Origin of the sequence: Archangium violaceum, assembly GCF_016859125.1 — a bacterium.
Classification (GTDB): Bacteria; Myxococcota; Myxococcia; order Myxococcales; family Myxococcaceae; genus Archangium; species Archangium violaceum_A.
Genome location: NZ_CP069338.1, coordinates 6,007,651 through 6,022,756 on the forward strand (window position 1 = coordinate 6,007,651; position 15,106 = coordinate 6,022,756).

At 68.3% G+C, this 15,106-nt stretch carries 11 protein-coding genes; 9 read left to right on the forward strand and 2 right to left on the reverse strand.

Features of this window, described 5'->3' with window-relative positions:
• Nucleotides 1-78 precede the first annotated feature (78 nt).
• Entirely contained in the window at nucleotides 79-2,337 is a 2,259-nt protein-coding gene (locus JQX13_RS25760) for an Ig-like domain-containing protein (RefSeq protein WP_203411552.1), read from the reverse strand.
• Between the two features lie 179 nt (nucleotides 2,338-2,516).
• On the opposite strand from JQX13_RS25760, the gene JQX13_RS25765 reads away from it, so the two are divergent.
• The 3 genes from JQX13_RS25765 to JQX13_RS25775 all read left to right on the forward strand — a co-directional run bounded on the left by JQX13_RS25765 (nucleotide 2,517) and on the right by JQX13_RS25775 (nucleotide 5,612).
• Complete coding sequence (locus JQX13_RS25765; protein ID WP_203411553.1) at nucleotides 2,517-3,653, forward strand: acyl-CoA dehydrogenase family protein; 1,137 nt, start codon at nucleotides 2,517-2,519, stop codon at nucleotides 3,651-3,653.
• A gap of 150 nt (nucleotides 3,654-3,803) precedes the next feature.
• A complete protein-coding gene (locus JQX13_RS25770) occupies nucleotides 3,804-4,601 on the forward strand; it encodes an electron transfer flavoprotein subunit beta/FixA family protein (protein WP_203411554.1) in 798 nt (265 codons plus the stop codon).
• Between the two features lie 42 nt (nucleotides 4,602-4,643).
• Complete coding sequence (locus tag JQX13_RS25775; protein WP_203411555.1) at nucleotides 4,644-5,612, forward strand: electron transfer flavoprotein subunit alpha/FixB family protein; 969 nt, start codon at nucleotides 4,644-4,646, stop codon at nucleotides 5,610-5,612.
• A 74-nt stretch (nucleotides 5,613-5,686) separates the two neighbouring features.
• Here JQX13_RS25775 and JQX13_RS25780 read toward each other — a convergent pair whose 3' ends face one another.
• Nucleotides 5,687-6,259, reverse strand: a complete 573-nt coding sequence (locus JQX13_RS25780) for a cytochrome c oxidase assembly factor Coa1 family protein (RefSeq protein ID WP_203411556.1) — start codon at nucleotides 6,257-6,259, stop codon at nucleotides 5,687-5,689.
• A 217-nt stretch (nucleotides 6,260-6,476) separates the two neighbouring features.
• Here JQX13_RS25780 and JQX13_RS25785 point away from each other — a divergent pair, with 217 nt between their 5' ends.
• From JQX13_RS25785 to JQX13_RS25810, 6 genes are read left to right on the forward strand one after another with little or no spacing between them, the layout of a single operon-like run.
• On the forward strand, nucleotides 6,477-6,776 hold the full coding sequence (locus JQX13_RS25785) for a PqqD family protein (protein ID WP_203411557.1): 300 nt from the start codon (nucleotides 6,477-6,479) through the stop codon (nucleotides 6,774-6,776).
• Between the two features lie 38 nt (nucleotides 6,777-6,814).
• Complete coding sequence (locus tag JQX13_RS25790) at nucleotides 6,815-12,664, forward strand: FG-GAP-like repeat-containing protein (protein ID WP_203411558.1); 5,850 nt, start codon at nucleotides 6,815-6,817, stop codon at nucleotides 12,662-12,664.
• Between the two features lie 9 nt (nucleotides 12,665-12,673).
• Nucleotides 12,674-12,817, forward strand: a complete 144-nt coding sequence (locus JQX13_RS25795) for a hypothetical protein (RefSeq protein ID WP_203411559.1) — start codon at nucleotides 12,674-12,676, stop codon at nucleotides 12,815-12,817.
• A gap of 8 nt (nucleotides 12,818-12,825) precedes the next feature.
• A complete protein-coding gene (locus tag JQX13_RS25800; protein ID WP_203411560.1) occupies nucleotides 12,826-13,596 on the forward strand; it encodes a potassium transporter TrkH in 771 nt (256 codons plus the stop codon).
• Nucleotides 13,583-14,020 carry a hypothetical protein gene (locus JQX13_RS25805; protein ID WP_203411561.1) on the forward strand — a complete coding sequence of 146 codons (438 nt, stop codon included), beginning with the start codon at nucleotides 13,583-13,585 and terminating at the stop codon, nucleotides 14,018-14,020. The genes JQX13_RS25800 and JQX13_RS25805 overlap by 14 nt, the downstream gene beginning before the upstream one ends.
• A gap of 43 nt (nucleotides 14,021-14,063) precedes the next feature.
• Complete coding sequence (locus JQX13_RS25810; protein ID WP_239015175.1) at nucleotides 14,064-15,017, forward strand: DMT family transporter; 954 nt, start codon at nucleotides 14,064-14,066, stop codon at nucleotides 15,015-15,017.
• Nucleotides 15,018-15,106: the final 89 nt, after the last annotated feature.

Below are 15,106 nucleotides of genomic sequence, written 5' to 3' on the forward strand. Positions count from 1 at the left end.
GCAATTGCCCATGAAACACGGAGGCCACCGCCCGTCCTGGCGCGGTGGCCTCGTGCTATCTACGGCTCGGAGCTCTCGTTACTGGAAGATCGCTTCGAAGGCCTTGAGGATGAGCGTCGGCGAGAAGGAGTGGCTGGCCTTGAGCTCGATGTCGCTGCGGATCGGGCCTCCCGTCGAGCTGGTCGCCCCTGTCAGGCGGACGGAGCCGGTGTTTCCGTCCACCATGGAGTTGAAGCTGTAGTCCACCGTGTGGACGCAGCGGGTTTTGACTGGGGAGGTGTCAGAGCCGGGCGGCGTCGGTGCACCGTCATCGCACAGCCCCTCGATCTTCAGGCTGCCGTCCGGCTGAGTCGTGGCCACGCGCCTGTTGTAGTCGATGCTGAACCCACCGTAATCGACCGTCATGGCTGTGTGCGTGACTGCGGCGTTGCCGCGATTTCCCGAGCGCTGCACGGTAAATCCCGCGGCGTCCGATGACATCTGATTGGAGTAGGCATCGCCCCAACGGAAGAACACATCCCGGACTGAGTTGAGGGGCACATTGTAGACGGCCGGCGCCGCATCCGGGGGCGTGAGGAGCTCGAAGTTGGTCGGATCCAGGGGGCCGGAGTAGACGATGTGGATGGCTCGCCAGATCTGCGTGTTTCCGTCCCAGCAGCCGTTGGGCCCATCCCACTTGCCGTTGCGGGTCGCGGGCTTGCTCGGGTCGGCGCAGTCGATGCGCTCGGTGTCGATGAAGAACTCGCCCGGATCCCAGACGCCGTTGTCGTTGCGGTCCACCAGGGGCTCACCCAGGTCTACGAACCACTCGCCGGGATCCCACTGACCGTTGAGCTTGCGGTCGGGGCCGGAGCCGTCGGTGAAGTCCTCCTCGCCCGCCACCACGGCGATGATCGTCACCGCCATGTCGCGGGGGTTGCGACCATTGTGCACCCTCTCTCCCGGCAGGGGCTCGACCGGGTAGGGCGGGAAGTAGCCGATGGTGCTGAAGATGGTGGTGGCCATGCCCGTGTCGGCAGCGGGAGTGCTGGTCGTCTGGGGCTTGGACTCCACGGGGCTGTTGATGGATCCCGCCTCGGGGTACCACTGCACTGACGTCTTCAGGCCCACGGGGATGCCGAAGCGATCCACCAGCTTGGCGGTGCAGGTGGTGGTGACTTGCCTCACGGGAGTCGCGTGGAGCGCGCCCAGGTTCCTCTTGGCACAGTCCACCGAGAACCCGGCGTCGGACGGCTTGCCACCGACGATGGGGGTACCCGGGTGGTTGGCATCGACGGGCGGGGTGGAATCGCGCGTGGCGGTGACCACGGCCCTGACGATGGCCACGCCCACTGAGTTGCCCGCGCGCAGTGTGGTGGTCACCTGTCCCGAGGCATCCGTCGTCGCGCTCGGCGTGACGCTCGCACCGGCGGCGCCCGACACCGAGAAGTTCACGTCGATGTTCGGCACGGGCTGCCCGCTCGCGTTGATCAGCTTGAAGGTGATGGGCGTGGTGGTCTCGCGGCCGGAGGACTCCACGCCGAGCTGATCCTTGGTGGCGGTGGTCTTCACGTGGGACATGGAGGACACATCCATGAAGGGATACGTCATCGCCGACGTCTCGTTCTCCACGGTGATGGTGACGCGCGCGGTGCCGGCCCCAGCGCTGGCCACGTAGAGCGACGCGGTGGCCTTGCCGTCCACCGTGTTGACGATGGTGCTCTGGAATCCTGCCTCAGGCTGGAAGGAGCCCTTGTCCGTGGCGAAGGTGATGGGCGTCCCGTTCGCCACCGGGCTGTTGTCCGCGGTGCGCGTCACCGTCGCGGTGATGATCAAGCGATCTCCGGTGTTGGCCACGATCGCCGGCTTGTCGCTCTGGATGCTGACCTTGAACTTCGAGGAGGGGTTTCCGTCTCCACCGTCCCCCGCGTCGGTGCCCCCGTCAGTGCCCCCGTCGCCCGGGTCGGTGATCGTGCCACCCACCTGGATGGTGGTCTTGGCGGTGGTCTGGTTCCACTGCGCGTTGAGGGTCACCGTGCCCTTGCAGGCCGCGTCCTGGGCCTTCGGGCACTTGAACTCGGTGGTGGCGCTGCCGCCCGAGAGCGTCAGCGTGGTGGTCTTCTGGCCATCCCCGAACATGCCGGCCGAGGCGGTCAGCTCAACGTCGCCCGTTCCCTCTTCACCCTGGGCATCGGTGGCGCTGACACGGATGGTGCTCGTCTGGCCCAGATCGTCGAGGGTGCGCGGCGAGGCGCTCATCGACAGCCAGGGCTCTTCCGGCTTGGGCTCCGGCCCCGGACAAGCGGTGATTCCCAACACCAGCGCCAGGGCGCCAGCGAACTTCAACAATCGATGCATGTGGTTGATTCCCCCTCAACAGGGTGATGCTCCGGCCCGATACTTGACGGCTAGCAGTATTCTGGCGAGCGGGGTATTCGTCAAACAACACATGCATGACACGTTCTTAGAGAGTTGGAAGGTTGGAATCTTCTGCTCACGACGTGTCCGTGCCCACCCGAGCTCGCGAGGAAACCCCGATGGACTTCCAACTCACTGAATCCCAGCGCGCCCTGCAGGAGATGGCGCGCAAGTTCGCGCGTGAGGTGATCCGCCCCAAGGCGGCCCATCACGACGAGACCGCGGAGTTCCCGCGGGACATCATCGTGTCCGCCTGGGAGAACGGCCTGCTGAACATGGCCATCCCGGAGGCCTACGGCGGAGTGGGGCTGTCGCACGTGGATCAGCTCCTGGCCTACGAGGAGCTGGCCTGGGGCTGCGCGGGCATGGCCACCTCCATCACGGCCAACGACCTGGCCAACCTGCCCATCATCGTGGGCGCCACCGACGAGCAGAAGAAGCGCCTGCTCACGCCGTTCACGGAGAAGTTCAAGCTCGCCTCCTTCTGCCTCACCGAGCCGGAGGCGGGCTCGGACGTGGCCAACATGAGCACCACCGCGGTGCGCGACGGCGACCACTACGTGCTCAACGGCTCCAAGTGCTTCATCACCAACGGTGGCCACGCGGACCAGTACACGGTGTTCGCCACCGTGGATAAGGCCAGGAAGCACAAGGGGATCACGTGCTTCGTGGTGGAGGGCCGTCCCAAGGGCCTCACCGTGGGCAAGCACGAGAACAAGATGGGTCAGCGCGCCAGCGACACCGTGGCGCTCACCTTCGAGGACGTGCGCGTCCCGGTGCACAACCGCATCGGCGAGGAGGGCGAGGGCTGGCGCATCGCCATGGAGACGCTGGACAACAGCCGTCCCATCACCGCCATCCTTTCCGTGGGCATCGCCCGCGCCGCGCTCGAGTATTCGCTGGAGTACTCCGCTCAGCGCAAGACGTTCGGCAAGCCCATCCGCGAGCACCAGGGCATCCAGTTCATGCTCGCCGACATGGCCATGAACATCCAGGCCGCGCGCCTGCTGTGCCACCAGAGCGCCTGGCTGCTCGACGAGGGCCAGCGCGCCTCCCTGCAGTCGTCCTACGCCAAGTGCTTCTCGGCTGACATGGCCATGAAGGTCGCCACCGACGCCGTTCAAATCTACGGCGGCTACGGCTACATCAAGGAGTACCCGGTGGAGAAGCTCATGCGCGACGCCAAGCTCATCCAAATCTACGAGGGCACCAGCCAGGTGCAGCGCCTCGTGATCGCGCGCGAGCTGTTCAAGTAGGCAAGAAAAACTGTCCGCTCCTTGCTCTTCCCGGTTGCCGGACCGGGGCGTTGATGCGTAAATCAACGCCCCGTACGCGGCGCGTTGCGTCATGAGGACGCGCCCGTTCCGACAGTTCTGGGAGTACCCGCTCTAAGGAGAAGGACGACCGTGAAGATCCTCGTCACCGCCAAGCGCGTGGAAGACCCCGAGTCCAAGATCAAGGTGAAGCCGGACGGCTCGGGAATCGTTCAGGAGGGGCTCAAGTACAAGATCAATCCCTTCGACGAAATCGGCGTCGAGGAGGGACTGCGTCTCGTGGCCAAGCATGGCGGCGAGGTGGTGGTCGTCTCCATCGGCGGCAAGGAAGTGCAGGAGCAGCTGCGGCACGCGCTGGCCATGGGCGCCACCCGCGCGGTGTGGGTGAACCACACGGGCCCGTTGGATCAGATGGGCGTGGCGGGACTGTTGCAGAAGGTGGCGGAGAAGGAGAAGCCGGACCTCGTCATCCTGGGCAAGCAGGCCATCGACGATGACCAGAACCAGGTGGGCCAGTACCTGGCCGAGTTCCTGGGCTGGGGCCAGGCCACGTTCGCCTCCAAGGTGGAGTCGCTGGAGAGCGAGCAGGAGAAGAACAAGGTGCCGGCGCTGCAGGTGGGCGCGGATGGCAAGAGCGTGCGCGTGGTGCGCGAGGTGGACAACGGCCTGGCCACGCTCGAGTGCGCGCTGCCGGCGGTGGTCACCACGGACCTGCGGCTGAACCTGCCGCGCTACGCCAGCCTCCCGGGCATCATGAAGGCCAAGAGCAAGCCCATCGAGGAGCTGACGCCGGCGAAGCTGGGCGTGGACGTCACCCCGAAGGTGCAGGTGCTGAAGATGGCGGCGCCTCCTCCGCGCAAGGCGGGCATCAAGGTGCCGGACGTGGCGACGCTGGTGGACAAGCTGCGCAACGAGGCCAAGGTCGTCTGACGGGGAGCCGTTCCCCCTCTTCTTCGAGAATTGGAGCTGAACATGCCGATCGTTCTCATCGTTGCGGAGCAGCAGCCGGACGGGAATCTGCGCAAGGCGACCCTCAACGCCCTGGGCGCGGGCAAGCAGCTCGCCGACAAGGCGGGCGCGGAGCTGCACACGGTGCTGCTCTCCAAGGACCCTTCCAAGGTGACCGAGGAGCTCAAGGGCCTGGGTGCCAAGGTGGTGCACACCGCCGCGGCCCCCGAGTTCGAGCACTACCTGGCCGAGACGTATGCCCCGGCCATCGCCGAGCTGGCGAAGTCCATTGGCGCCGACTACGTGGGCATGGCGTCCACCGCCCAGGGCAAGGACCTGATGCCGCGCGTGGCCGCCCGTCTGCAGGCCGCCATGGCCACGGACGTCATGGGCTTCAACGGCGGTGGCGCTGACCTCACCTTCACCCGGCCCATGTGGGCGGGCAACGTCTTCGCCGAGGTGAAGCTCACCACGCCGGTGAAGGTGTTCACCCTGCGCGCCACCGAGTTCCCCGCCGCCCAGGCGGGCCAGGGCGCCGCCGAGGTGAAGACCTTCTCGCCCAAGGTGGAGGCGGGCAAGACGAAGTTCGTGGACTTCAAGGAGGTCAAGAGCGCGCGGCCCGAGCTCACCGAGGCACGCGTGGTCGTCTCCGGCGGTCGTGGCACCAAGGGCGACTTCAAGGAGATCGAGGCGCTGGCCGACGAGCTGGGCGCCGCGGTGGGCGCCTCGCGCGCGGTGTGCGACGCCGGCTGGGTGCCCAATGACTTGCAGGTGGGCCAGACGGGCAAGGTCGTGGCGCCGCAGCTCTACATCGCCGCGGGCATCAGCGGAGCCATCCAGCACCTCGCCGGTATGAAGAGCTCCAAGACGATCGTCGCCATCAACAAGGACCCCGAGGCCCCCATCTTCCAGGTGGCGGACTACGGGCTGGTGGAGGACCTCTTCAAGGTGCTGCCCGCGCTGCGCGAGGCCATCCACAACGCGAAGGGCTAGTCAGCGCTCTGGGCGTTTCAGGAGGGGCGGTGGCGGGGAAGACTCCTCGCGCCGCCCCTTCCGCTTTGCGGGGCTCAGAGTTGGATGTCTTCCTTCTTCCGCTCCGTGGGCCGCTCCTCGCGGGGCTCGGAGGGCTCGTCCTCATCGGGGAGGGGCTCGACATCCGGGAGCTCCGGGGGCGAGTCGGGGAAGGGGACGGTGTCGGGAGGAGGGGCGGGGGCTCCGCCGAGCAGATCGATGCTCGGGCGCCCGGGGATGTCCACCCGCAGCGTGGTGAAGTTCCAGTCCCCCCCGCTCTTGTAGGCCTCGACGTGCAGGGTGCCTTCGCCCTTCGGGCCCGTGAGGGGCACGGAGAAGTTCGCCGCGCCCTGATCATTGTGGGACTGGATGGAGCCCTGGAGCATCAGCCCCGCCTCGACGGGCTCGCCGAGCGCCTGACGCACCTCGGGTGACTGCTTCGCCTGGGCCACCGCTTCCACGAAGACGCCCGTGCCTCGAAGGGCCTGCCAGGTGACGCCAAAGATGACGGCGCCCAGGCACCCGCACGACAGCAGCAGCCCCAGACATCCCGTGGGTACCACCCACTTCCAATTGCGGCCCCACCAGCTCGGTTGGGGCGCCATCTGGCCCTCGGTCATCGTGTTCATGGAATTTTCCTGGCTCCTCGTGCCGCACATGGGCGGTGACGCGCCCTCGTCATAACTGTTCCCCAGTAGTGGACAACAGGAGCGAGCGGACAGGCTGCGGTTTCTGGCTCGGGGGGAGGGGGACTTGTAGCATCGTGCCACTTCGCACAGGGCCAGGAGGCCCGGTTGCCCCGAGAGACAGGGGAGCCGTCATGGCGACTGACGAGGACGCGCGCGCATGGGTGACGTGATGGATGCGGTGCCGCGCCTCCACCCGGACGCGGGCATTCAGCGCGTGGGAGACCGGATGTTGGCGGTGGGGCTCGACGACACCCTGCACACGTTCGAGGACGAGGACGGCCAGGTGTCCGAGGTGGCCGAGCGCATCCTCGAGCTGGTGGATGGGTGGCGGACGGTGAGCGGCATCGTGGCCGCGCTGTGCGACGAGTTTGATGTGGAGCCCGCGGTGTGCCGGGAGGACACGGTCACCTTCGTACGGCTCCTGGTGGACAAGAAGGTGCTGGTGCTCGGGCCGTGAGCCCGGAGGGGCCGGTGCCGGTACATCGAGAGGCAGTCATGCATCGAGCGGGATGGCAGTGGCTTCTGGCGGTGTGTGCGCTGTGGGTCGCGGGGTGTACGTGCGGCAAGCCGCCGGTGGAGTCCGAGCTGACGGTGGCGTTCGAGCAGCCGGTGGATGGTCAGCGCCTGGCCATGGGTGATGACGCGGATCCGGCAACCGAGGGCTTCCAGTACGACGTGGTCGCGGCGGCGACGGATTCGGCTGGACGGGCGGTGACGCTGGGGAAGGCGACGCTCGAGGTGCAACTGGCGGGGGAGGCGTCGTGGCGCGAGGGGCCGGCGGGCGTGCTCGAGGGCGCGCGCGTGCGCTTCCCGCTGGTGACGATGCCGGGGCGCACCACCGTGCTGCGGGTGACGGTGGAGGAGGAGGGCTCGAAGCGCACGGCCACGCGCAGCCAGAGCGTGACGGTGGGCTCGGAGACGTGGAGCGTGGACCTCACCAGTCCCGCCGAGGGCCAGGTGCTGCGCGAGTTGGATGACGCGGACCCCGCCACGCCGGGCTACCAGGTGCGCTTCAAGCTGCGCACCGCCGGGCTTGCGGGCCGCGAGGGCACGCTGGTGTGCGAGAAGGCCTGCGGCATTCCGCCGACGGACTTCGTCGTGGCACCGGGTGGTACCACCGAGGTTCCGGTGACGCTCACCCAGGCCGCCTGCGAGGCCCAGGTGGCTGAGTGCTACGCGGTGGTGAAGTTCGGTGAGCGGCTCGTGACGAGTCCCCGGCGTGCCCTCACCGTGGACACGGTGGCGCCGCGCGTGGAGGTGTCCGGGCCCGTGGCGCCCGTGGCTTCCACCACCTTCAAGGTGGAGGCGGCGGTGGGCTGCTGCGAGGACGGGGCCTCGGCGACGTTGTCCCTCGCGAGCGGGGATGTGCTCACCGCGGACGTGGGGACGGGAGGTGTGTCCTACCCGTCCGTGTCGGTGCTGGAGGCGGGGACGCAGTCGTTCACGCTGAGCGTGACGGACTCCGGCGGCAACATGACGCGTCTGCCCTTCACCGTGGAGGTGGCCAACACCGCGCCCTTGCTGTCGCTGACGGCGGCGGAGTCCGTGAACGAGGATGGAGATGCCAACCCCGCGAACGGCGTGCAACTTCCGGTGCAGGCCACCGTCACCGGTGTCTCCGAAGGGACGCCCGTGGAGTTCTGGCAGTCCGTCAACGGCCGGCTCGGTACGCCGGTGCGCGTGAGCACCCGGAGCGAGGGCGGACGGCTCGTGGCCGACTTCATCGCGGACCTCGCCGAAGGGGAGAACACCCTCCGGGCCTGCGTCCGTAATGTCGCGGGCCTCGAGTCGTGTCTGCTGAAGACGGTGAGGGTGGCGACGGGTCGCAAGGCCTGCCGCATCATGTCCCCGCGCGACCATGCGGTTCGTGGCGAGGGGAACGACCCGCTCTCCGTCCAGGTGGAAGCGGAGTCGGGTCCTGTCACCGTCCGGGCTTTCGAGTCCGGCGTGCCGACTCCGGTGGCGGAGGAGTCGGGGACGATCTCCGGAGGCACCGCCACGGTGTTCCTCTCCTTGGACGATGGAGAGTTCGAGCTCATCGTGCAGTGCCCGGGGGGGGTGAGCCAGGCGGTCGCTGTTCGTCTGGACACCCAGCCCCCGGTGCTCTCGGCCCGGGTGCGCGGAGCTCCGGATGACTCCGGAACCCTGGACGGCAGCACGACGGATACCTCGGTGCTTCCGGGCACGCAGATCATCGTCGAGGCGTGGACCGAGCCTGAGAGCACGGTGAGCGTGACGGGGTGTGCGCTGGCGGCGGGTGTCACCGCGAAGGCGGATGCCTTGGGGATGGCGCTGCTCCGCGAGGTGACGGTGCCTCGCTCCGGCACCTGCGTGTTGACGTTGACGGCCACGGACGTGGCGGGCAACACCGCCACGTTGAAGAAGCCGTTGGTGCTGAACCTGGACCCGGGCGCCCTGGAGTTCGTCTCCCCGGTGGCGGGTTCGACGCTCGGCCGTGACAGCGGCGAGGTGCAGATGGGCGGCGGGCTCGCCATGCCGGTCAAGGTGTCCCTGCCGGGCCGGGCTGGAGTTCTCCGGCTGCAGAGCGGAACGACGGTACTCAGGGAGGTCTCCGTCACCGCGGCCCAGACCGAGTACACGTTCGAGGAGGTCATCCTCTCCGAGGGGATCAACGTGCTGCGAGGTGAGTTGGTGGAGTCCGGTGGTGCCATCACCTGTGTCACGGGCCTCTTCGTCGTGAACACGGCTCCGGTGTCGGTGGTGCTCACGGCTCCTCAATCCGCGTCGGGGTCGGTCATCTACAACGTGGGCCAGGATCTCCAGCTGGACGTGCCCGGCATCCAGCGGCCCTTGAACTACAGCGTGACGACCACCGCCACGCAGTACACGGTGGACATCTGTTCCGACGTCGAGCTGCTGACGGGCGCCATGCCCTGCCGGGACGGAGTGGGCTACACCCTGGTGTCCAATGCGCCCCCGAATACGGCCCTCTTCACCTATCCCGAGGGGCGTTACTCGCTCTACGCCGTCCTCGACGATGGCGCGCTCACCACCTCTGAGCTGGTGGTGATGACGGTGGATGGCCAGCGCCCGCGTGTGGTGTCGGTCCAGCTCGAGCATGACGAGCTGGGGGACCGCATCCTGAATTCGAACGAGCTGCCTTCCGGAGCGCCGGTGGTACAGGTCTCCACGACCGAGCTCGAGAACGGCAGCGTGGTGCAGGTCTTCAATCAGGTGAGCAAGTCCGTGCTGGGCTCGGCCCTCGTCGAGAACGGCCAGGCCCGTGTCGTCCTGGATGCGCTGGAGAGCGCACAGGACGTCACCCTCGAGCTCGCGGTGCGCCTGGTGGAGCAGTCTGGCAACACCAACAACCTGGGAGCGGGCCGGCCGTTGGATCCACGCAATGATGCCGCCTTCTTCAACCTCCGGTTGGATCGCAAGCCTCCGGACATCGGCCTCCTGTCTCCCGTGAAGCTGAGCCTCGGGCCCGCGGATGACGCGGACCCGGCGACGCCTGGTTTCCAGCTCCTCGTCGCGTTCGACACCTCCGCGGACGTGGGACCGGACGGTGTGGCGATCGTCGCCACGCCAGCGCCTGCCTCCAGCGCTCCGCGGACCCGGACGGGCACGACCGTGTCGCAGATGTTCACGGTCGAATCGGGCGTCACGCGGTTCGAGCTCTCCGCCACGGATCTGCTGGGTAACGGCAATGTCGTGACGTTCGAGGTCTCCATGGACCTGGTGCCTCCGACGCTGGCCTTCACGCGACCCGTGGCGGGTAGCACCCATATCGGCTCGCTGATGACGGTGGAGCTTTCGGTGGATGGCGAGGAAGGCCGCGTGGTGGGCATCTACGCATGGCCCACCGCGGGGGCGCGGGAGAAGGTGGGCCAGGCCTCTGTCACACGTGAGGCGGATGGCTCGTTCCTCGCCCGGACCACCGTGACCCTGACGCCGGGCATCTACCAACTCAGCGCGGAGTTGATGGATGCGGCGGGCAACCTCGCCACGGCGACGGTGGACAACGTGACCGTGGATGCCCCGGGGTGCCAGCTGCGCTTCATCGACCCGGCTGGCAGTCCCGTGCGCTTCCTGGCGCGTGACGATCAGAACACAGGTGTGCCCGGCCTGCAGTACACCCTGGTGGGAGAGGCGCCGGACTGCAAGGGGCTCGGCGTGAGCCTCTTCCGCGATGATACGGTCCCCGCCGAGCGCACCACGAGCGTGGACGCCGCGGGCCGCTTCTCCTTCCCGGTGACGCTCGCGGATGGCGAGACGGCGCGCTTCCGCGTGGAGATGACGGACAGCGTGGGCAATACGACGGTGGATCTGCTGGAGGCCTCGGCGGACATCTCTTCGCCCACCCTCTCCGTCACCCTGCCCAGGAAGGACTCCGCTGGGAAGCTCTTCCTGGTGGCCGCCTCCGACAACGTGAACGTCCTCAAGACGGTACCGGGTTATGTGGCGGATCTGTGGGCGGACCAGGAAGGAGGACAGGTGCAGCTCCTCTTCGATGTGACGGGAGCGCAGGGCGGGCAGGTGCGGTTCTTCTACAACGGCTCCGAGGTGAGCCCCCTGGTGACTCCCTCCACGGACACCACGACGATCGATCGCACGGTGACGCTGCCGCACGACTCGTCCGGGACGTTGGAGATCCGCGTGAGCGATGCGTCCGGCAATCAGGTCTCGTACACGGCGCAGGTCACCGTGGACGTGGTTTCCCCCGCGGCCCCCATCGTCCGGCGTACACTCCCGCCCGCTCTCGTGCGGAGCGCCATCGTCGAAGTGCGGTGGGACCCCGTGGGCGATGATGGCCTCTCGCGCGTCGTCCAGGGCTACGACCTGCGCTGGACGACGAACGTCCTGGTGCCCGACGTCATCGCGGACAACGCCCAGTTCCACGACACGAGCAAGGTGAGGCAGGAGACCGGCAAGCTGCTGTCGTCCAGCACGCTCGCCTATGATTTGAAACTGCCGCCGCTGGCGAGCTACTCCATCCAGGTGCGCGCCTGTGACGAAGTGGGCAACTACTCTCCCTTCCAGAAGGAGACGGCGCCCATCGCCAACTTCTGGCGGCGCGCCAGCCTGTCCAACCCCGCGGGCTCCGGTACGGGCAATGGCTTCGCCAAGTACATGGCTTCTGGGGAGGACCTGAACGGGGACGGCAAGGACGACCTCGTGGTGGGAGCCTCGGACATCCAGCCGGGAGCGGTTTTCGTCTACTACGGCTCCGCGGACCCGGCGTCCGCCGTGCGTCAGGAGCTCGTTCCGCCGGATACGCTCACCCAGACGTATGGCGGCGATTTCTCGCTCGGAAACGTGGGGGACGAGGCTGGTGACGTCGTGGCCGATCTGGTGGTGGGCGCGCGGCGGTGGACGGGTGGGGGGTCGCTCGAGCGCGGGCGCGCCTTCCTCTACTTCGGACGCAAGGACCAGCAGTTGGACAAGACCCGTTACCTCGAGTTCCAAGGACCCTCGGGCATCGCGGCCAACTTCGGTGGCAGCACCCGCATCATCGACGACCTCGATGGGGATGGGTTGAAGGAGCTCGTCTTCAGCTCCTATGGCGAGGTGAAGACCTATCTGTTCTTCGGCCGTCCGGTCGCGGAGTGGCGCTCCCTGGGGAAGGACCCGGTCACGGGGAGCTCCTGCACGAGCACCACGGGGGCCTGCGTCATCCCCGCTTCGGCGGCGGATGTGACGTTCGTCGGGGACCCGGGGACGCCTTTCTTTGGCATGTATCGCGGCAACGTCACGTTGGGAGACCTCAACGGGGACGGCGCTCCCGAGATGTGCGTGGCGGCCGCGCGGCAGGACATCAACAAGGTGTGGCTCTACTCCGGGAGCCGGCTGACGAAGGGCGTGACGCTCTCCACGGCGGCGACGGACATCCTCCAGCTCCTCCAGGACCCCCCGGATACGGGCACGAGCCTGAACGGTTTCGGCACCGAAGCGGTGGGCGGGAGGAACCTCATCCGTGGTCCGGGGGTCGACTTCGTGGTGGCCAACCCCTTCAAACAGGCGGTGTACGTCTACCCGGATGGCGGGCCCACGGGCTTCACGACGGCGCGGCTGAGGATCTCCGGTGGCGTACGTTTTGGCAGCGGCCTGCGGGTGGCCGACTTCAATGGCGACGGGTTGCTGGACCTGCTCATCGGACAGAACCAGACGACGAACAACTCGGCCTGGGTCTTCTACAACCAGGGCGGGACGCGCAACGAGTTCGACGCCGCCGTCCTGGGCGGCCTCATGCAGTCCCGCCTGACGTCGAGTACGGCCCTGGGCATCAGCATCGCGTCGGGCGACTTCAACGGCGACGGCCTGCCTGACGTGGCCGCGGGCGACAGCCAAAGCACTCCCGCGACGGTGGAAGTCTGGTATTGAGGAGCCGCCATGGAACGACCCAAGAAGCCATATCGCCGTCCCAAGGTGCGCTCGGTGAAGATCCTGGTTCCCGACCTCTTCACCCCGACCAACTGCGTACCGACCGAGTTCGATCCATGCGATGGCCTCCTCCCGAAATCGTCGGGCGCGTGAATCGCTGAATGGTCCGCCTGCGTCTGGGGGACTGGTGCATCCAGGTCGAGCCCTCACTCCTCGGCCTGGCCGCACCCCGGTGTGATGTGGAGCGCTTCCGGAGCGCATCGGAGGAGCCCCGGGCCCTGTCCGAGCTCCGCCTGGAGCGCGTCCCCACGCTGTCCACCGGGCAGCCCCTCAATCCCCGCTACCCGACGCTCGGCCGCTACCAGGTGGAGGGAGCTCTCATCCGCATCGCCTGTACGCAGAGCGTGCTGGCAGCGGAGCTTGGGTTACGGGCCGCCTTCCTCCTGGCGACGCTCCGACAGGGCGGGGTGCTCCTCCACGCATCCAGCGTGGCCTTCGGTGGGAAGGCGCTCGTGGCCGTGGGGCCGAGTGGCGCGGGCAAGTCCACCTTCGCGCGCCTGGCGCGGCTCGCGGGCGGAGCGCTGCTGTCCGACGAGGTGGTGGCGCTGCTGCCGGATGGGCGGGTGCTCGGAACGCCCTTTCGCTCCGACGCTGACCTGGGGGGCACGGCCCGCGAGGCCCTGCTGGGCGGGCTCTTCTCGTTGGTGCACGCCTCCTCCGAGTCGCTCGAGCCGCTGGCCCCATCCTCCGCGGTGCCGCTGCTGCTCTCCCAGACCTTTCGCGCGCCCGAGGACGGACTCACCCGGGCCGAGCTGCTCCAGCGGGTGGCCGGGCTGGCCTCCCATTTCCCCTCGTATCGCTTCTCCTTCCGCAACGCTCCCGAAGCGGGCGGGTACTTGCGGCGCTGGTGCGAGGACCATGCGGCCCGCTGAGGTCCTCCGGCTGCTGGAGGCTCTTCCCGAGGGCCGCTCCCTCTGGCTCTCGGGGCTGGGCCGCAGCATGGTGCCTCTGCTCTGGCCGGGTGACGGCGTGCGTGTCCTGCGCTGCGGTGAGGACGCGCTGGCGGCGGGGGACATCGCCCTGGTGCTTCGCCAGGATGGACGGCTCTCGGCCCACGTGGTGGCGCGCACCGGCCCGCTGGAGACCCGGGCCTTCCTGGGCGCTTCGGATGAGCTCAAACGGGTGCTCGGCCGTGTCACGGCGGTGAAACGCGGGCGGCTCCAGCTTCCCGTGCCTCGTTCCTCCCGAAGTCTGCTCCTCTCCTCCCACCGTCTGCTCCGGTGGCTGTGGCGTCACGAGCAGGTTCGCGTGGCCTGGCGATCATTCAAGCGAGGGGTGGGCCGAAGCGCGGGGTGAGCCCCCTTGCATCGTCCCGAAGGGTAGGCCAGAAGCGCTGTCCGTGAGCAGCCCCTCTTCCTCCCCGACGACGAACACCGCGCGCCCCCAGGAGGGCCATGCGCGCCTCCAGGCGGACGGGGCCCTGGCCCTCATGACCGCCTTCTGGGGCACCACCTTCCTGGTCGTGAAGGGAGCGCTCGGAGATGGGGACCCGTACTCCTTCCTCGCGCTGCGCTTCACCCTGGGCGCGCTGGCGCTCACGGCCGTGGCCCGGCGCCAGATGCTCGTCCCGCACACGCTGCGCCGCGGGCTGGTGCTGGGCGTCTTCCTCTTCCTCGGCTTCGTGCTGCAGACGGTGGGCCTGGTGTCCACCACGCCCTCGCGCTCGGCCTTCATCACCGGGCTGTACGTGGTGTTCGTCCCGGTGCTGGGGCTGGCGCTCTTCCGGCGGGTGCCTCGCGTCTCCTCGTGGGTGGGCGTGGTGCTGGCGGCGGTGGGCCTGCGCTACCTCACCGGCGCGGAGCTGGACGCGGGGAAGGGCCTGTCCCTGGGCGACTGGCTGACGCTCGGCTGCGCGGCGGCCTACGCCATCCACATGCTCCTCACCGAGCGGTACGCGCCCAAGACGGGCGTGGTGCCGCTGGTGGCGGTGCAGTTGTGGGTGGTGGCCCTGCTGTCCGCGCTCTGCCTGCCCTTCACCCAGGCGCGGGTGGCGTGGACGCCAGCCTTCCTCGGGGCGGTGGCCTACTGCGGGCTGCTCGCCAGCGCGATGGGCATCTGCGTGCAGACGTGGGCCCAGGCGCGTACCACCGCCGTGCGCGTGGCGCTCATCTGCTCCATGGAGCCCGTCTTCACGGGCGTGTACTCGGTGGCGCTCGGCTACGAGAAGCTCGGCGTGCGCGAGTGGGTGGGTGGGGGCCTCATCGTGCTGGGCGTGCTGGTGGCCGAGGTGGGTGGACACCTCTTCGAGCGTCTGCGCGCGGGCAGGCCCGCCGTGCCGGACAGCGTCGGCTAGTCCCAGCGCCCGCTCCCGCGCAGGCCCGACGTCCGAGCCGCCTGAGGGAGCAGAAGACGTGCATGCCCGCCGGGACACGCTATACCCGG